The organism is Nocardiopsis sp. NPDC006938, from assembly GCF_042869555.1.
In the GTDB taxonomy this organism is placed as follows: Bacteria; Actinomycetota; Actinomycetes; order Streptosporangiales; family Streptosporangiaceae; genus Nocardiopsis.
Genome location: NZ_JBIAGA010000006.1, coordinates 282113 through 299222, shown reverse-complemented (window position 1 = coordinate 299222; position 17110 = coordinate 282113). Strand labels below are relative to the sequence as shown.

18 protein-coding genes are annotated in these 17110 nt (G+C 70.7%); 7 read left to right on the top strand and 11 right to left on the bottom strand.

Translation table 11 applies throughout. The features are described 5' to 3' along the window. Positions 1–139 precede the first annotated feature (139 nt). On the bottom strand, positions 140–1081 hold the full coding sequence (locus tag ACFYL4_RS12725) for a CPBP family intramembrane glutamic endopeptidase (RefSeq protein ID WP_357769387.1): 942 nt from the start codon (positions 1079–1081) through the stop codon (positions 140–142). 168 nt (positions 1082–1249) lie between these two features. On the opposite strand from ACFYL4_RS12725, the gene ACFYL4_RS12720 reads away from it, so the two are divergent. Beyond that, a complete protein-coding gene (locus ACFYL4_RS12720) occupies positions 1250–2044 on the top strand; it encodes a class I SAM-dependent methyltransferase (protein WP_387518390.1) in 795 nt (264 codons plus the stop codon). Here ACFYL4_RS12720 and ehuA read toward each other — a convergent pair. The 7 genes from ehuA to ectA form a co-directional block, all read right to left on the bottom strand. Beyond that, positions 2016–2852 carry an ectoine/hydroxyectoine ABC transporter ATP-binding protein EhuA gene (ehuA, locus tag ACFYL4_RS12715; RefSeq protein WP_387518389.1) on the bottom strand — a complete coding sequence of 279 codons (837 nt, stop codon included), beginning with the start codon at positions 2850–2852 and terminating at the stop codon, positions 2016–2018. The two genes, ACFYL4_RS12720 and ehuA, sit on opposite strands and share 29 nt — an antisense overlap. Next, positions 2839–3492 (bottom strand): ectoine/hydroxyectoine ABC transporter permease subunit EhuD, encoded by a 654-nt coding sequence (gene ehuD, locus ACFYL4_RS12710; RefSeq protein ID WP_387518388.1) that lies wholly within the window; start codon positions 3490–3492, stop codon positions 2839–2841. The genes ehuA and ehuD overlap by 14 nt, the downstream gene beginning before the upstream one ends. Beyond that, on the bottom strand, positions 3492–4220 hold the full coding sequence (ehuC, locus tag ACFYL4_RS12705) for an ectoine/hydroxyectoine ABC transporter permease subunit EhuC (protein ID WP_387518387.1): 729 nt from the start codon (positions 4218–4220) through the stop codon (positions 3492–3494). Before ehuC ends, ehuD begins: the two co-directional genes overlap by 1 nt. A gap of 6 nt (positions 4221–4226) precedes the next feature. Further along, a complete protein-coding gene (gene ehuB / locus ACFYL4_RS12700) occupies positions 4227–5075 on the bottom strand; it encodes an ectoine/hydroxyectoine ABC transporter substrate-binding protein EhuB (protein ID WP_357760820.1) in 849 nt (282 codons plus the stop codon). 477 nt (positions 5076–5552) lie between these two features. Beyond that, complete coding sequence (locus tag ACFYL4_RS12695) at positions 5553–5954, bottom strand: ectoine synthase (protein WP_357760795.1); 402 nt, start codon at positions 5952–5954, stop codon at positions 5553–5555. A 147-nt stretch (positions 5955–6101) separates the two neighbouring features. Then, positions 6102–7370: a diaminobutyrate--2-oxoglutarate transaminase gene (ectB, locus tag ACFYL4_RS12690; protein WP_357760792.1), complete on the bottom strand. Its 1269-nt coding sequence runs from the start codon at positions 7368–7370 to the stop codon at positions 6102–6104. A gap of 91 nt (positions 7371–7461) precedes the next feature. Further along, positions 7462–8007, bottom strand: coding sequence for a diaminobutyrate acetyltransferase (gene ectA / locus ACFYL4_RS12685; protein ID WP_387518386.1), 546 nt, complete (start codon positions 8005–8007; stop codon positions 7462–7464). Positions 8008–8755: 748 nt separating this feature from the next. Between ectA and ACFYL4_RS12680 the strand changes: the two genes are divergently transcribed. From ACFYL4_RS12680 to ACFYL4_RS12670, 3 genes are all read left to right on the top strand, one after another. Then, complete coding sequence (locus ACFYL4_RS12680; protein ID WP_357760786.1) at positions 8756–9019, top strand: WhiB family transcriptional regulator; 264 nt, start codon at positions 8756–8758, stop codon at positions 9017–9019. A gap of 139 nt (positions 9020–9158) precedes the next feature. After that, positions 9159–9728, top strand: a complete 570-nt coding sequence (locus ACFYL4_RS12675) for a copper resistance protein (RefSeq protein ID WP_387518385.1) — start codon at positions 9159–9161, stop codon at positions 9726–9728. A 110-nt stretch (positions 9729–9838) separates the two neighbouring features. Beyond that, a complete protein-coding gene (locus ACFYL4_RS12670) occupies positions 9839–10468 on the top strand; it encodes a copper resistance protein CopC (RefSeq protein WP_387518384.1) in 630 nt (209 codons plus the stop codon). A 66-nt stretch (positions 10469–10534) separates the two neighbouring features. On the opposite strand, the gene ACFYL4_RS12665 is transcribed toward ACFYL4_RS12670, so the two are convergent. Continuing rightward, positions 10535–11296: a protein phosphatase 2C domain-containing protein gene (locus ACFYL4_RS12665; RefSeq protein WP_357760781.1), complete on the bottom strand. Its 762-nt coding sequence runs from the start codon at positions 11294–11296 to the stop codon at positions 10535–10537. Positions 11297–12169: 873 nt separating this feature from the next. On the opposite strand from ACFYL4_RS12665, the gene ACFYL4_RS12660 reads away from it, so the two are divergent. Together ACFYL4_RS12660 and ACFYL4_RS12655 are read left to right on the top strand one after the other, a co-directional pair. Further along, positions 12170–13444, top strand: coding sequence for a glycosyltransferase (locus ACFYL4_RS12660; RefSeq protein ID WP_387518383.1), 1275 nt, complete (start codon positions 12170–12172; stop codon positions 13442–13444). Positions 13445–13461: 17 nt separating this feature from the next. Next, positions 13462–14448 carry an anti-sigma factor RsbA family regulatory protein gene (locus tag ACFYL4_RS12655; protein ID WP_387518382.1) on the top strand — a complete coding sequence of 329 codons (987 nt, stop codon included), beginning with the start codon at positions 13462–13464 and terminating at the stop codon, positions 14446–14448. Here the strand turns inward: ACFYL4_RS12655 and ACFYL4_RS12650 are convergent. Beyond that, a complete protein-coding gene (locus tag ACFYL4_RS12650) occupies positions 14438–14785 on the bottom strand; it encodes an STAS domain-containing protein (RefSeq protein WP_357760772.1) in 348 nt (115 codons plus the stop codon). The genes ACFYL4_RS12655 and ACFYL4_RS12650 overlap by 11 nt on opposite strands. A 163-nt stretch (positions 14786–14948) precedes the next feature. Beyond that, positions 14949–15722, bottom strand: coding sequence for an ANTAR domain-containing protein (locus tag ACFYL4_RS12645; RefSeq protein WP_387518381.1), 774 nt, complete (start codon positions 15720–15722; stop codon positions 14949–14951). Between the two features lie 150 nt (positions 15723–15872). Here ACFYL4_RS12645 and ACFYL4_RS12640 point away from each other — a divergent pair, with 150 nt between their 5' ends. Further along, a complete protein-coding gene (locus ACFYL4_RS12640; RefSeq protein ID WP_387518380.1) occupies positions 15873–17033 on the top strand; it encodes a PAS domain-containing protein in 1161 nt (386 codons plus the stop codon). Positions 17034–17110 lie beyond the last annotated feature (77 nt).

Below are 17110 nucleotides of genomic sequence, written 5' to 3'. Positions count from 1 at the left end.
TATGGAGCATCTGTACCCATATCCCCGCCCGGCTCCCTGGAGCCCGGGCAAGTTTTCGCTCATGGCACGGCCACGCGCCCCGCCTGACCTGGCGGGACACGGGTTCTTCGGTGTTGGGGGGCCGGGGCGGCGGGCGGTCCTACCCGCCGATCCCGATCTGGAGGTCGGGCGGCAGGATGAGCACGAACACCGACACGCGCATGAGGACGTTGATCCAGGTGTTGCGGAAGCAGGCCCACAGGTAGCCGTAGAACAGGCTGGCGACGCCGTAGGTGAGCAGCGCCATGCCGGTGTCGTGCACGAAGTCGATACCGGGAAGCTGGGAGACCGCGTCGTAGGGCTGGATGAACGCGTAGGTCATGGCGAACACCACCGACGTCGCCACGATGCCGCCCCAGCGTCCCATGAGCAGTTCGAGTCGGCTCTGCATCATGCCCCGGAAGAAGATCTCCTCGCAGGTGGCGACCACGGTGAACGCGACGAGCATGGCGTACAGCGTCAGCGACGGAGGGGGCAACCCGATGTGCGGCGTGATGAGGACGCCGATCAGCGCCACCGAGACCAGCACGGGAATCAGTCCGAGCCAGCGCCAGGGTTCGGAGATCTTCAGGGCGATCGACGGCATGGCCGTGCCCTTGCCGTCGACGGTCAGGCCCGAGCGGTCCAGGATCAGCAGGGGGATGGCGAACAGGAACAGCAGCCGCGAGACCAGCGCCACGGACATCGCCAGGTCCGGGGAGACGCCGGTCTCCTCCCCGTAGACGCTGAAGATCCACGAGAGCACGACCATGGACAGGACGAAGCCGGTGAGCAGGAGCGCCATCCAGGCGAGTTCCCGGTAGACCGGATGGCCGTCCATGGCGGCCGTGATGCGCTGGTCGAGTTCCCGGCGCCGCCCGAACCCCCGCGAGAGCCCCCAGGCGATCAGCATGCCGAGGAACATCGGCGACCAGGCGATCAGGAACAGCACGGACGGCTCACCGAAGACGTCCTCCCGCATCAGCGGACGGGCGAGTATCGGCCCGATGATCAGGACGGCGGCGAGACCGACGGCCCAGGTGAGCCCCCATCTTCGCACCATGGTCACAAGTGTCCCCCCTGTCTCAGAACACACATTCTGCACCAGGGAAAACTAAAAGCGACTTAATGACTACGGTATGTCGTGACCCCGTTGTCGCCGGTCCTGCGACACGCCCGTCGTGGCTACCCTCGGAACCCGTCACCCCCCGACCCCGAGGAGCCCTCCACCGTGTCACCCAGCGACTACGACGACTTCGCCGAGGCCTACTCGTCCGACAACGACGCCAACCTCATGAACGCCCACTACGAGCGTCCCGCCATGCTCCGCCTCGCGGGCGACGTGGCCGGCCGCCGAATCCTGGACGCCGGGTGCGGCTCGGGCCCCCTCACCCTGGAGCTCCGTGCGCGCGGCGCGGAGGTGGCCGGGTTCGACGCGAGCGCGGAGATGATCCGGCTGGCGCGCGGCCGCCTCGGCGACAACGCCGACCTGCGCGTGGCGGACCTGGCCGAACGGCTCCCGTACGAGGACGACGCGTTCGACGACGCCGTCTGCTCGCTGGCCCTGCACTACCTGGAGGAGTGGGAACCCCCGCTCCGCGAGCTGCGCCGGGTGCTGCGGCCCGGCGGCCGCCTCCTGGTGTCCGTGGAGCACCCGTTCGTCCACAAGCTCGTCACACCGGAGATCGACTACTTCTCGACCGCCCCCTGGCCGCTGGAACACGAACTCCGGGGGCGGCCGATCGTCCTGAACGTCTGGCACCGCCCGCTGCACGCGATGGTGCGGGACTTCACCGCTTCCGGGTTCCACGTCGCGGGCGTCGACGAACCGCCCGTCGCGCCGGACACCCCCGCCGAGCTCCTGCCGGAGGGGCTCGGCGGGCGCACCCGGTTCCTCGGGTTCCTCTTCTTCGAGCTGGTCGCCGTAGAGGGAGCGGGCGACGGCCGGGGCGCGGCGGGCGGTGCCCGCCGCGCCCCCGACGCCCGAGGTGACGGACCTAGTGGCCGCTCTCCAGCACCGACTTGAGGAAGGACTTGGTCCGCTCCTCGCGGGGGTCGCCGAAGATCTGGTCCGGGTGCCCCTCCTCGGCGATCCGGCCCTGGTCGAACATCAGAACCCGGTGCGACACGTCCCGCGCGAAACCCATCTCGTGGGTCACGCACAGCATCGTGATGTCGGTGGTCTCGGCCACCTCCCGCAACACGTCCAGGACGCCCGCCACCAGCTCCGGGTCCAGGGCGGAGGTGACCTCGTCCAGCAGGAGGATCTCCGGCCGCATCGCGAGGGCGCGGGCGATCGCCACGCGCTGCTGCTGGCCGCCGGACAGCTGGGTCGGGTGGGCGTCGACCTTGTCGCCCAGGCCCACCAGCTCCAACAGCTCCTCGGCCCGGGCGTTCGCCTCGTCCTTGTCCAGCCCGAGGACGTGGACCGGCGCCTCGATGACGTTCCTGCGCACCGTCATGTTCGGGAACAGGTTGAACTGCTGGAACACCATGCCGATGCTCTTGCGGCGCCGTCGGAGGTACGACTCGTTGGCCGGGACCAGGCCCTTGCCCCGGGGCATGTGGCTGAACGGCTCCCCACCGACGGTGATGTGTCCCTCGGTGACCTTCTCCAGCGTCATGAGCAGACGCAGGATGGTGGTCTTGCCCGAACCGCTCGGCCCGATCAGCGTGACGCGCTCACCGGCGGCCACGTCGAAGTCGAGGTGGTCCAGGACGGTGAGGTCGCCGAAGCGCTTCACCACCTGGTCGAACACGATCAGCGGACCGTCGGCGGCGCCGTCCCCGACACCCTGTTCGGTCACGTTCTCGGGGGTATCAGACGGCGACATATCGCTTCTCCAGTCGTCGAATCACAATCGCGGACGGGATACTCACCAGGAGGAAGAGGAACCCGACCATGGTGAAGGTCTCCACGTAGCGGAAGTCCTTGCTGCCGACCTGCTGTGCCATCGCCAGCAGCTCGACCACGCCGATGGCGAAGAGCAGCGGTGTGTCCTTGAACATCGCGATGAGGTAGTTGCCCAGCGCCGGGATCACCCTGCGGATCGCCTGGGGCAGCACGATCGCCGTCCAGGTGCGCGAGGTCGGCAGGCTCAGCGCCCGCGAGGCCTCCCACTGGCCCTTGGCCACGCCCTCGATACCGGACCGGTACACCTCGGCGGTGTAGGCGGCGTAGTGGATTCCGAGGACGATCACACCGATGGTGAAGGCCGAGACGTCCGGCGGAGCCAGCGTGAACACGAACACCAGCTGGATCACCAGCGGAGTCGTGCGGATGAACTCCATCAGGAAGTGCAGGAGGGCTCCGAAGAACGGCACCCGCCGCACGACCGCGATGAACAGGCCGAGGGTCAGCGCCAGGGCGTAGCCGATGCCCGTCGCCTGAACGGTGACCACCAGGCCGCTGAGCAGGTCCGGCAGGACCTCACCGGTGTACTCGAAGTCCCACAGGTTGTTCAGGAACTCCATCACTGGGCCACCCCCACCTTCGTACCGACCGACGGGGGCCGCAGGAGCCCGAGGAGACCTCCGCCGGACGGCGGGGTCCGGCCCAGCTTCCGGTTGGCGCGCCGTTCGAGCAGGCGCACGCCGAAGATGAGGACCTGGGCGATCAGGTAGTAGAGGGCGAAGGCCACCAGGAAGGCCGCGATGGTCTCACCGGAGAGGCGGCGCACGTCCTCGGCGATCCAGGTCAGGTCCTGCAACGCGACCAGGTACACCACGGCGGTGGCCTTCATGAGCTCGACCACCAGGTTGCCGAACGTGGGCAGCATCTGCGCCCACGCCTGTGGCAGGACCACCAGGCGCGTGCGCTGGGCCCAGGACAGGTTCAGCGCCATGGTGGCCTCGATCTGCGCCCGGGGTACGGCGTTGATCGAGGAGCGCACCACCTCGGCCCCGTAGGCGCCGAGGTTGAGGCCCAGTGCCAGGATCGCCGCGAACATGTCCTCCAGCTGGAATCCGGTCAGCCGGGGCAGGGCGTAGATCAGCCAGTACATGACGACCAGCGCCGCGACACCGCGGAAGACCTCCACGTACACCGTGGCGATCGCCCGGGCCAGTCTGCTGCGCACCGTGCCCAGGACACCGAAGGTCATCGCCAGGACGAAGGCCAGGACGATGCCGCCCAGCGTGAGCTGGATCGTGAGCAGCGCTCCGTCAACGAAGCGCGGGCCGTACTCGTTCAGGAACTCCACGCGGGATCACTCCCCACAGAGCTCGGCGGTGGTGGTCCCGTCGGGCAGGTCGTCCTCGGTGAAGCCCCACTCCTCGCCGAGTTCGAGCAGACGGCCGCTCTCGGTGAACTCGGCGACGACGCGGTTGATCTCCGAGAGGAGCTCCTCGTCCTCGGTGCGGACGCACAGCCCGCCCCAGCCCTTCTCCTCCTTGCCGTTCATCTCGGGGTAGAAGGGGTCGCTGACGGAGTACTCGTCCTCCAGGTCGCGCTCGATCAGCAGGTACTTGTGCGACACCGCGAGCATGGACACGGCGTGGACGCGGCCGCTCTGGAGCAGCTCGAAGCCGCGGGTCTGGTCCTGGATGGTCTCCAGCTGGTCGGACGGGACCCCGAAGTACTCGGCGTAGGTCTGCTCGACCGAACCGTTGAGCACGGCCAGCTTGAGGTCGGGGTTCTCGACGAAGTCCTCGAAGTGCTGGATGTTCCTCGGGTTGTCCTTCTCCACGAGGAACGCCTCGGGCGAGGTCGCGGTCGGCTCGGTGAACGCGACTTCCTGGCAGCGTTCGGGCGTGATGAACACACCGGCCGCGATGACGTCGTAGCGGTTCGACTGCAGGCCCGGGATGAGTCCGTCCCAGGAGGTCGCCGCCGCCCGGATCTCGGGGACGCCCAGCTCCTCGAAGACGGCCTTGGCCACCGCCGGGGACTGCCCGGCGGCCTCGCCGTCGGAGTCCTCGAAACCGAAGGGCACCTCGTTGGCCAGGGCGACCTCGACGAACCCCTGTTCGCGCAGACGTTCGAGGGTGCTCTGCCCCTCGGCGTTGCGGCCGCCCCCGTTGTTGTCGACCCGGCTGCACGCCGCGAGGCCCGCCACCGCCGCACCTGCTCCGGCCAGGCGGAACGCGTCTCGACGCCCCCAGGTTCCCCGCCGACGCGCTGGTACCTGATTCTTCACGACTGCTCCTCGAAAACTCGCGGGTGCGGGGCCACCGCCCGATGACGGGGCGGGGACCTCACGCGTTCGAATGCTGGATCGCCTCGTGTGGGCGCTCGCCGCGGCGCTTCGGCCGCGGCCGTGGCCATTGCCCGGGTGCTCGGGACGACGGCGCTGGTACGGGGTCTCCCTCCCCGGGCGCGTCGAGCAGTAACTGAACACGTTTAGTCCGTTATGCACTGGTTATGAGTCTTCGTTCGTCGGGTGACCCGACGACAAGCCCCCTCCGAGCTGGCCACCTGTGGTTCGTGACTATGGGTACTTATGCCCCTTACCCAGGGATTCCTACCTTCGGTAACACGGAGGGCGGGGTCCGAACCTCCCGGACCCCGCCCTCGGCGGTCGACGCGTAGGGATCTACGCGGTGGCCTCCTCCTCGACGACGAGCGGGTAGACGCCGTTCTCGTCGTGGACCTCACGGCCGGTGACCGGGGGGTTGAAGACACACAGGACCCGGAAGTCCGTCTTGGGGCGGACCGTGTGCTTCTCGTGGCCGTTGAGCAGGTAGAGGGTGCCCGGGGTGATGATGTGCTTCTCCCCGGTCTCCTCGTTGGTCAGCTCGGCCTCGCCCTCGATGCAGTGCACGAGCTCGATGTGGTTGGCGTACCAGAACGTCGACTCGGTGCCCGCGTACAGGACGGTCTCGTGGAAGGAGAAGCCGACCTTCTCCTTGGCCAGGACGATCCGACGGCTGCGCCAGTTCTCGGTCTTGATGTCGGCGTCGGTGTCGTTGACCTCGTCCAGACTGCGAACGATCACTTGTGTCTCCTTCACGCTCTGATGCGCGCTCTGTGCGCTGGTGGTACACGGTACGGGGCCGACCGGCACCCCGGGTAGAGGTACCGTCCGGCCCCGCGCCCAATCCGGTGGGCACGCCGGTCCGAAACGGCTTCGGCGTGTCGCGTCCTAGGCGGTCTGCGGCACCTTGACCGCCTCGCGGACGGCGTCGGCCATGATGTCCAGACCGGCGGTGAGCTCCTCCTCCGTCGTGGTGAGCGGCGGGAGCAGCTTGGCGACCTCGTCCTCGGGGCCGGAGGTCTCCAGGAGCAGGCCGCGGTCGAAGCACCCGGCGGCGACCTTCTTGGCGATGCCGCCCTCGGCGTCGAAGGCCAGGCCCCGGGCCAGGCCGCGTCCGCGCACGTGGGCCCCGAACTCGGTGTGCTCCTCGGCCATCTCGGCCAGACGCGCCTCGACCAGCCGGCCCTTGGCCAGGGTGGCCTGGGCGAAGGAGTCGTCGGACCAGAAACGGCGCAGCGCCTCGGTACCGGTGACCATGGCCGGGTTAAAGCCGCGGAAGGTGCCGTTGTGCTCGCCCGGCTCCCACACGTCCAGCTCGCGCTTGAACAGCGTGAGCGCCATCGGGAGGCCGTAGCCGCTGATGGACTTGGAGAGGGTGACGATGTCCGGGGTGATCCCGGCCTCTTCGAAGCTGAAGAACCTGCCGGTACGGCCGCAGCCCATCTGGATGTCGTCCAGGATCAGCAGGATGCCGTACTCCTGGCAGAGCTCGGAGAGCCCGCGCAGCCACTCGGCGCTGGCGACGTTGATGCCGCCCTCACCCTGGACGGCCTCGACGATGACGGCCGCCGGGGCGTCCAGGCCGCTGCCGCTGTCCTCCAGGAGGGTGCGCAGCCACAGGAAGTCCGGGGTCCGGCCGTCGAGGTAGTTGTCGAACGGCATGGTGGCGACGTGGTCGAGGGGTACACCGGCGCCACCGCGCTTCATGGAGTTCCCGGTCACGGCGAGGGCGCCGAGGGTCATCCCGTGGAAGCCGTTGGTGAAGTTGATGATGGTCTGGCGGCCGGTGTACTTACGGGCCAGCTTGAGCGCGGCCTCGACCGCGTTGTTTCCCGCGGGGCCGGGGAACTGGACCTTGTAGTCCAGGTTCCGGGGTCGGAGGACGATCTCCTCGAAGGTTTTCAGGAACTCGCGTTTGGCCACGCTGTAGGCGTCGAGGCTGTGGACGATCCGGTCGTCGGTCAGGTACTCGATGAGCGAGGTCTTCAGCTCGGGGTTGTTGTGCCCGTAGTTGAGTGACCCGGCCCCGGCGAAGAAGTCCAGGTAGGGGCGGCCGGACTCGTCGTGGACGTGGCTGCCGACCGCCTTGTCGAAGACGACGGGCCAGTTCCGGCAGTATCCGCGGACTTCGGACTCGAGGCGCTGGAAGGTCTCCATGGTGATGTTCCTTGGTTCCTTTCCCCAACTGCGTGGGCTCAGGGCTGGGACGAGGGGCGGGTGGGGATCGCGTTCGATCCGGCCCGGACGGTCAGGCGTCGGCGTCGTGGGGTCGGCCGATGGGGCCGATGCGTACGAGGTCCTCGGGATCGTGGGGACCTTCGCCGTCCGTGGGGAAGTGCTCCGCACCGAAGAGCGGGCTCCACGCCACGTCGGCGTCCAGGTTCCTCGCGAACGAGGCGAAGAGGGCGCGGGAGGCCTCGTTGTCGGGGGTGACGGTCGCTTCGAGGTAGCGCAGGCCCCGGTCGGCGAGGCGTTCGCCGATGAAGTCGAGCATCCGGCGGGCGAGCCGCCGCCCCTGGTAGGCGGGGTCGACGGCCACCTGCCAGAGGAAGTACGTGTCCGGGCTGTCGGGGCGGACGTAGCCGGTGACGTAGGCCGCCATGCGGCCGTCGGCGTCCCGCGCCACGACGCTGGTCGCGGCGAAGTCGCGGCACCAGAGCGTGTAGGCGTACGGGGAGTTGACGTCCATCCCGGTGTCCGCGGCCAACCGCCACATGTGCGGCCCGTCCTCCGGGGAGGGGTGCGAGAGGCGCACGTCCTCACGGCCCGCGGCCCTCGTCGTCTGGGAGCTCATCGCCCCGCCTTCGGTTCGGTCGCGTGCTTGGAGGTTCGTTCGTTGATGTGGCACGTCAATCGAACTTAGCGAAAGAAGGTCAAGGGAGTTTCGGCGAGATTCCGCGCAGATGTTTGGGAGGATTCGGCCCGGGTATGGCTCGTCTATTTAGCAGCGTGACACCGCCTTCGACAGGGCTCCCACGTGACGCTGGGTAGCGGGCGCCCCGCCCGTCCACGCCCCGTCTATCAGGGGGTTCGACCCCCGGGGCGGACCGGTGTCACACGAGGTGAGAGGTGACTCGCGAGCGGGCGGTCGGCAACCGTCAGGGTCAAACATAGAGCCTGGGGGCCGGATATTAAGCGTGCGTTAAGTCACATCGATTCGGGGGAAAGCTCGCGACATATCCGCCGGAGTGTGTCGCCCCGCACGTCACACGTTACGCGTGCCGCCTCTCGGAACCACCCGTACGCAGGAATTTCCCTTGCTCCCGGGACGACAAACCGGCCCCTCCGGACGTACCCGCTCGTCACGCCGCCCGGAACGACCGGCCGACGGAGACCGGCGCCACCTCCGGACGTCCTTGAAGATTCGGCGACTTTCCAGCAGACTCTGTGTAGTACGACCTCATGTAGTACTACACTTAGTCGCACCGCTTCGCCGCAGCCCTCGACAGGTCGGGCACCCTCGGGACGGCAGTGCGGACTCGAACTTCGTCGCCCGCCGTGGGAACACGGCGAGGACCACTGACCAGGGATCGGAGGCACCCGTGAACCGTCTGTACCACGACAGCGAGGACTGGGTCGAGCAGGGGAACTGCCGATCGTACGACCCCGAGATCTTCTTCCCGGTGAGCAGCACCGGGATCGGCCGCGTCGACACGGAGCGGGCCCTGGACGTCTGCCGCAGCTGTACTGTTCGCCCGGAATGTCTGCGGTGGGCCCTGCGCGCCGGAGAGGCTCACGGAGTCTGGGGTGGCACCACCCCCGAGCAGCGTCGCTACATGCGCCGCGAACTGGTCCCGGCGGGCTAGGAGACGGCCGAGCCGCCGGACGTGAAGGATCGCGTCCGGCGGCTCACCTCTGCCTCGGGGGTACCTTCCGAGATCCCCGAGCGCCTTCTCACGTCCGGAGGTCTTGCGGCCCCCGGAGGCACGGCCTAGGTTCACTATGGTGCGACCCGTTCACGGCACACTCCGCCTCACACGCACGGCGCTCCTCGCCGGTGCGTGCACGGGCATTGCCTGGGTCGGACACAACCTCTCGGCCGACCACGGGGCCGGGGTCGGGGGCTTCCTCCTGGCCACGGCCTTCCTGCTCGGCCTCCTGTGGCGGTTCACCCAGATCATGCGGGGCTTCGGTGACATCTTCACCGTCATGGCCCTCGCACAGGTCGCCCTGCACCTGATCCTCCAGCTGGCGGGCCCGGGTATCACCCCGGTCGAGCACGCCGGGCACGCGTCCGCCGCCCTCGGCCTCGCACCGGGGATGCTGTTCGCCCACCTGTGGGCGGCCCTGCTCGCCTCCGCGCTCCTGGCCCACGGGGAGTCGGCGCTCTGGTTCCTCGCCGGAGCCGTCGCCCGCGCCCTCCCGCTCCCCGCCCGCCTGCCCGACCTCGTCACCGAGAAGGGCGGGGCCGCACCCTTCGCGCCCCCGGCGCTCGGACCCTCCTCACCAGAGCCGTCGACGCACGGCCCACGCGGGCCTCCCGGTTCGCCCGCGTTCCGCCCGGCCCTCCCGTAACTCGTGTTCGGGGGGTCGAGGCGGTCCCACAGAAGAACCCCGGACGAGCACCGGTCCCCGACCCGTGCCCGCCGGGCGCGAACCGCACCCGAACGGTCTGAGAGAGAGTCATGAGAAGAATCCGTACCGCCGCCCTGCTCGCCCCCTTCGCTGCCGCGCTCCTGCTGGCCCCCGCGCCCGCCTTCGCCCACGACGTGCTCATCGCCTCCGACCCCGAGGACGGCGCCACCCTCGACACCGCCCCCGAGGAGGTCACGCTGACCTTCAACAACGCGCCGATGGCGGGCGGGAGCGGCAGCGCCATCGTCGTCACCGCCCCGGACGGGTCCGAGGTACAGGAGGGCGAGCTGACCTTCGACGGCACCGACGTGTCCGTGGGCCTGGCACCGCTCACCGAGGCGGGCGACTACGGCATCTCGTTCCGGGTGGTCTCCTCCGACGGTCACCCCATCCAGGAGGGTCTGGCCTTCTCGCTCTCCGAGGAGGCCGTCGAGGCCGCCGCCCCGGAACCGACCGAGGACGAGGCCGCCGGGACCGAGGACGAGGCCGCTGAGGAGGCCCCCGAGGACACCGGCGACGCGACCGCCGCGGAGGACACCGCCGCGGACGAACAGGGCGGGACCTCCCCCCTGCTGGTCCTGGCCGGGGTCGTCGTGGCCGTCGCCGCCATCGGCGCCGTCGTACTGGTGATCGTGCGCGGGCGCAACCGTCCCGGCTCCGGTGAGGGCTCCGGCCGGTAGCGGCAGCGAGAGGGGGAGGGGCCCGCACGCGTCGGCGTGCGGGCCCCTCCCCCGTTCGGAAGCCGTCTACCTCCGGCGAGCCAACAGGATGCTGATGTTGTCCTTGCCGCCCGCCTCCATGGCGGCCTGCCAGAGGGCGTGCACGGCGGCCTCGTCGCTGCCCGCCTCGGCGATCATCCGCTCCATCTCCTCCGGCAGCACCAGGTCCGACAGACCGTCGCTGCACATGAGCCAGGCGCTGGGGTCGGCGGCGTCGTCGCGCCCCACGTGGGGCACCATCGAGCCGCCGGAGCTCCCGCCCAGGGACTGGGTGATGAAGTTGGTGGTGACGGGACGTCCGTCCTCGGAGGGAGGAAGGGCCGGGGAGTCGTCCTCGGAGAGCTGCCTCAGGCGGCGCCCCTCCAGACGGTAGGTGCGGGAGTCCCCGACGTTGAACCAGAAGTTGCCGTCGCTGTTGAGCAGCACGCCCGCGACCGTGGTCCCCATCCCGGAGAACTCGGTGTGCTGGAGCGCGTGGTCCTTGATCTCCTCGTCGATGTTGGTGAGGAGCTGGGCGATCTCCTCCGGGCCGTTGAGTCGCGGCCCCATCTCGGCCATGCGGTGCACCGCGTGCTCGGAGGCGATCTCTCCGGCGGCCTGGCCGCCGATCCCGTCCGCGACCGCGAGGATGACCGGTTCACTCACCGGCAGCACGCAGCGGACCGGGGAGGTCATGTTCGCGCTGGCGACGGTGAGAGCACCCATGACCACGGAGTCCTCGTTGGCGGGGCGGATAGCGCCCCGGTGCGTGAGGGCCGTGACAATGACTTCCCCACCAGCGACACCCATACGCCCTTCCTCCCGTTTCATCGGCCGTGGCCGGTTGTCCGGCGCCCGGCGCCGGACCTTGGTCGAGTCCCGTACATCGTCTGGATTTCTGTAACCGTACCGAGCCACCGCCGGAGTCGGTCAAAATCCGCGTACATCATGGCGGAAAACACCCGGATATGCAGTTCCCGCACCGGTTTTCGACGCCACAAGTGTGGCGTCGGTTGATCCTGGGACGTGTGTGGTGCCGTCGTTCGGTTCCGGTCTGACAGTAGCGGTGCCGGGGGCCCTCCGACAGAGTCCACCGGCAGGTTCGGACAACCCGCAGACCAGAGGCACCGCACGGGCTCGGCCCGCCCCCGCCCGGCGGCCACCGGGCGCGGCTCCGGCCGCCGATGACACCCGACACGTCCCTCCGGGCCACCCGATCGCCGACGCCGCGTTGTCGGCTTCGCGACCGTCTGGCAGAATGGTCGCGTTGGGTGTCTAAGACGCAGACACACACGACCCGCCCCGGGCGGTCCCTGATGCCCTCAGGTGCCCCGGTGGCTCGAACTCCCTTTCGACGGTCGTTTGGTGTGGTCCTCGTGCGTCCTTCCCTTCTCCTCTCCTCTCCGGTCTCCACCGCCCGTTCGCACCGTGTGCGCGCGGCGCCCCGTGCTGCCCGCCGTCCCCCTCCACCCGGCCCCGTCCCCGGGCGCGCGTCGCCCTGAGGGCCTCCCCACCCCATCCCCCGTCCCGCCGCCCCACCCGGGCGGCCCGGCGCCCGCCCGCCGTCGGCGCCGGACGACCGCGCACAGTCACGCCCGGGGAGATTCCGACTCCCCGCTCCGGAGTCACCCCGGGCCCATCCACGACGGACACCACGACAGTGTCCAAGGAGTCCAAAGCCCAGTGAAGATCGCCATGGTCGCCGAACACGCCAATCCCCTCCCCGCCCACCGGGGCGAACCGGCCTGCCCCGCGAGCCTGCACGTGTGTGCCCTGTCCCGTCAGCTCGCCAAGCGCGGGCACCGGGTGACCGTCTACGTCCGCCGCAGCGACCCCGACCAGCCCGACGGCCGTACCCGGATGGCGCGCGGCGTCTCCGTCGCCTACCTCGACGCCGGGCCCGCCCGCCCGCTCTCCGAGGACGAGCACTCCGAGCACACCGGGGCCTTCGGCACCGCGCTCGCGGCCGTCCTGGACGAGGACGTCCCCGACGTGCTGCACGCCATCGGCTGGACCAGCGGCCTGGCCGCCCTGCACGCCCAGGCGCACAGCGAGAAGGACCAGAGCGGCACCCCGATCGTCCAGACCTTCCACTCCCTCAACGCCAGCGAGCAGCGTTCCGGACTGGCCCACCGGCCCGACCGCGCCCGTATGGAGACGATCCTCGCCGCGCGCGCCGACCACGTCCTGGTCAACTCGACCGACCAGCAGGGCGAGCTGGCCCGCCTGCGCGTGCCCCGGCACCACGTGAGCGTCGTCCCGTTCGGCGTCGACCCCGACCACTTCAGCGTCGAGGGAAGCGCCTCGGGCGAACCGTGGCAGGCTCGCCGCGAGGAGCGCGCGCGGCTGATCTCGGTGACCTCCCTGACCCGGGCCGGCGGCGCCGAGCGGCTCGTGGAGGCGATGGGCCGCCTGCCGGAGGCCGAGCTGGTGCTGGTCTCCACGGCCGAGGACCAGGAGGTGGCCCTGGACGAGAACGCCCGCGGGATCGAGCTGCTCGCCAAGGAGCTGGGGGTGGACGACCGCGTGCACCTCACCGGCCCCGTGGAGCGCAAGGAGCTGCCCCGCCTGCTGCGTTCGGCCGACGTGTACGTGTCGGCCGCGTCCTACGACCCCTACGGCGGCGCGGTCCTGGAGGCCATGTCCTGCGGACTGCCCGTGGTGGCCACGGCCACCGGCGCTGTCCCCGGCGCGGTCCTGCACCGCACCAGCGGTGTCCTGATGCGGTTCGGCCGCCCCGACGAGGTCGCCCGCTCGGTGCGCGCCGTCCTCAACACCCCGACCATGAGCACGGCCTACGGGATCGCCGCCATGGACCGCGCCCGGTCGCGGTTCACCTGGCAGCGCATCGCGATCGAGACCGAGCTGGCCTACGAGCGCTCCCGCCCGCAGCTGGCGGCGCGGGACGAGATCCAGGAGGATGAGGCGGACCTCCTCCTGTCCGGTTCCCCCAACTGAACGGTCCGCTCACACCGATGACGTTCGAACACCAGGGCCTCCTGTTCCGCCGTGAGAGACGGTTCCACGACGTGGCGTTGGAGCGGCTGCGGTCCGCCGTTCGCGACGACGCCCACGTCGTGCTCGCCGTCACCGACCCCGTCCCGGTCCTGGACGGGCTGGACCGGCACGAGCGCGCCAGGGTGGACGTCGTCGGCAGGGACGACCTCTACGAGGCCCCTGGGCGCACTCTGGCCGCCCTGCACCGGTTGACCCTGCTGCACGGGCCGGGGCCGGTGAGCGTGGTGGCCGAACCGCCTCTGGCGCCGTTCGTCCACGGTCCGGCGATGGAGCTGCGCGAGTGGCACCGGTTGGAGTCGGTACTGGGCACCGCGCTGGCCCCGACACGCCTGCGCATGCTGTGCGTGCACGACGAGCGGCCGCTCGGCCCGGGGGTGCGCGCCGCCGTCCGGGCCACGCACCCGACGCTCGTGGGCGAGGCCGGTCCGCGCCCCAACCCCGCCTACCTGGGGACCTCGGCGTTCGGACGGCGTCCGCTCTCACCCGAGCCCCTCCCGGTGCGGGGGCCGGTGCACCGGCTGGAGATCGGTCAGTCGCTGCCCCGGCTGCGCGAGGAGCTCACGGCGCTGGCCGGTGCGGTCGGCCTGCCTCCGGCCCGGGTGGACAACATGGTCGTCGCGGTGAACGAACTCGCGGCGAACGTGCTCGAACACGGGGCGGGCAAGGGCAGTGTCCACCTGTGGCGGGCGCCGGACCGGTGGGTGTGCGACGTCTTCGACGAGCACGGCGACCTGCGCGACCCGCTCGCCGGGTACCGTCCGGCGGACACGCTCCGCTCGCGCGGCTACGGGCTGTGGATCACCCGGCAGACCTGCGACTACCTGGAGATCTGCGGAAGCGGTGAGGGATCGCTGACCCGGCTGCACTTCCTCGACGGCGCACGCGGAGCGGCGTCGGGCGAGGGCCGGGCCGAGCGCGGCAGGGAGGCCGGACTCACCCCCTGAGCGTCTCCACGGCGTTGTCGGTGCTCGCGTCGATGGGGATGACCTGGTCGATGCCCGCTATCACGAACAACCGGTTCACCTGCTGCTGGGGTTCGGTGACCACGAGCCCCAGGCCGAGGTCGCGGGCCTGGCGGAAGGCCGCGACGAGGACCCCGATGCACCGGGAGTCGCAGAACCCGACCTTGGCCAGGTCGACCACCACCCCGACGGGCAGCGGTGCGGACAGCACCTCGTCCAGGGCCTCCGCGAGCGCGGGCGAGGTGACCGCGTCCATCTCCCCGACGGGTGTCACGATGACGACGCCATCCTCGCGGCGGATCGAGACGTCTGACGTCACGCTCGGTTCTCCTTGTCGTTCGCGTACACCGTGGAGGGCTCGACGCTCCCCCGGGCGGACCGACCGCCACCGCGTACCGCGACGGCCCCGAACCCTCATCATGACGGCTCACTGTCACGCTCTGGACTCGGAGCGACTTCGACACGTCGGCGAACCGGGTGTCTCAGCGCCCTCCCGGCCTCGGGCGGCGCGACCTCTGCGGGCCGGTGTTCTCCGCGACCAGGTCGCGGGCGACGTCCACGACCTTCTTCCGGTTACGCTGCGCCACCTCCCGCAGGGCGGCGAAGGCGGTGTCTGCGTCGCAACCGCGGGCGTGCATGATGATGCCCTTGGCCTGGTCGATGACGGTGCGCGCGGACATCGCCCGGCGCATGTGCGCGGACTCCCGCGCCGCGTCCGCCTGACGGTCCGCGGTGTTCAGGGCCATGGCCGCGTGCTCGGCGAGCAGCGCGGTGAGCTGGGTGACGACCTCCTCGTCGAAGGCGTCGGCGCGGCCGGAGTGCACCCCGAACGTCAGGATGCGGTCCTCGTCGCCGTCGCCCTCCCCCGAGAGCTTGCTGGGCTGGGTGACGGAGGAGCGGTCGCCGCACTGGACCGCCATGCTCGTGTACCGGGGCCAACGGTTCTCCCGCAGCACGTCCGCGACCCGGACCTGGCGCATCTCCCGGACGGCCTCCACGGTGGGGCCCTGGTCGGTCGCGTACTGGTGTTCCAGGGCCTCGGAGAGGTCGGAGTGCGAGGCGCCGTAGTCGGCGACCACGTGCCGTAGCGAGCCGTCACGTCCCACGACCTCGCGCCAGACCACCACCAGCGCCGCCGAGCACCCGGGGACCCCCAGGGCGGCGGCCCGGCTCATCTGGTCCAGGGCCCGTTGCAGGCTGGTGTGCTCCTCCTGCCCCAACGCGGCGATGTCACGGGCGAGGTGTTCGATCCACACAGTCCGCACCTCCACCGACGATTCCCGGGTCCCCCACCAAAGGTAGCCTTCGGGGGAGCCCCGACCGGACGGACGGGGGTCGACGGCGCCGGGCCCGTCCGCGGCGGGTGCCGGCGGGACGCCCTCGAAGACGACCGGGAGACCGTGAGCGTGTCGGAGAACCTCGCCGAACTGCAACGCGAGATCGCTGCTCTGAGCGAACGCATCGTGGCCCTGCGCAACACGCACGCCATGTTCCCGGACGACGCCCAGGGCACGGCCGAGGCCGCCCTCGCCGAACTGGAGTACGCCGAACGGCTGCTGGGCTCCGCCGGGACCGAGCTGGCCCGGGCGCACAGTGGGCCGCCCGAGCCCCGAAGGCCCGCGGAGGACGGCGACCGCGTCCTGCTGCGCGCCGTGTTCAACGAGCTGAGTGTGCCCGTGGTCCTGCTCGACCACGAGGGTTACGTCCGCCGGATCAACGGCGCCGGAGCCACCCAGCTGGGCAGCGCGCCCGGGTACCTCACGGGCAAGCCCTTCAGCCACTTCGTGGACCTGCGCAAACGAGCCGCCATGCAGTCGTGGCTGGCCGCCGTGCTGCGCGGGGACGGACCGGCGCATCTGGAGTCGCGGCTGGCCCTGCGCGGATGGGCGGAGGACGTGCACCTGACCCTCACCCGTCTGGAACTGCCCACCGAGGCGCAGCCGCTGGTGCTGGTGGCGATGTCCCCGCCGATGAGCGGCTCCGAGGAGGAGGGTCCGGCCCCGCTGGAGTCCGAGGTGGAGGACCAGGTGGTGGTGCTGGCCGCCCGGCGGCTGGACGTGCTCACGCGGATGACCCGGCTCCTGCTGCGCGGGACCACCCCGACCCGTGACCTGGCCCTGACCGACGCCGCCGACCTGCTGGCCGACTCGTACGCGGACTGGGTGGTCATCGACGTCTGCGACCTGCCCGAGGGACCCCGCGCGGCCCGCCGAGCGGCCGTGGTGGGCCCGGCGGACGCCCCCGAGGGCCAGCGGGAGGAGGTCGCCGCGCTCGTTCCCGGCGACTCGGACATCCCCGGCGAGGTCCTGGGCCGGGGACAGTCGCTGTTGTTCCCCCTGATCGAGGACGAGACCGTCCTGGGCCGCGCGGAGGGCGGCGCGCCGATCCTGGCCGCCCTGGGGGCGGGTTCGCTCCTGTCCGTGCCGCTCAGGGGCAGCCGGGGCGTACGGGGCGCCCTGACCCTCATCCGCCGCAGCAACCGGGCCAGTTTCCGGCTCGCCGACCTCGGCCTCATCGAGGAGATCGGCGAACACATCGGGCTGGCGCTGCCGCCGCGGCCCCAGTGACGCGGTTCCGGCCGCGTTCCGTGGCCGGAGCGGGCCCGGCGGTGCGGTCCCCCGCGCCCGGGCCGTGCGCGTCGGGG

Coding starts and splice junctions, on each gene's coding strand:
- ACFYL4_RS12725 (WP_357769387.1), bottom strand. CDS start 1,081: ATGGTGCGAAGATGGGGGCTCACCTGGGCCGTCGGTCTCGCCGCCGTC.
- ehuA (WP_387518389.1), bottom strand. CDS start 2,852: ATGTCGCCGTCTGATACCCCCGAGAACGTGACCGAACAGGGTGTCGGG.
- ehuD (WP_387518388.1), bottom strand. CDS start 3,492: ATGGAGTTCCTGAACAACCTGTGGGACTTCGAGTACACCGGTGAGGTC.
- ectB (WP_357760792.1), bottom strand. CDS start 7,370: ATGGAGACCTTCCAGCGCCTCGAGTCCGAAGTCCGCGGATACTGCCGG.
- ectA (WP_387518386.1), bottom strand. CDS start 8,007: ATGAGCTCCCAGACGACGAGGGCCGCGGGCCGTGAGGACGTGCGCCTC.
- ACFYL4_RS12670 (WP_387518384.1), top strand. CDS start 9,839: ATGAGAAGAATCCGTACCGCCGCCCTGCTCGCCCCCTTCGCTGCCGCG.
- ACFYL4_RS12665 (WP_357760781.1), bottom strand. CDS start 11,296: ATGGGTGTCGCTGGTGGGGAAGTCATTGTCACGGCCCTCACGCACCGG.
- ACFYL4_RS12655 (WP_387518382.1), top strand. CDS start 13,462: ATGACGTTCGAACACCAGGGCCTCCTGTTCCGCCGTGAGAGACGGTTC.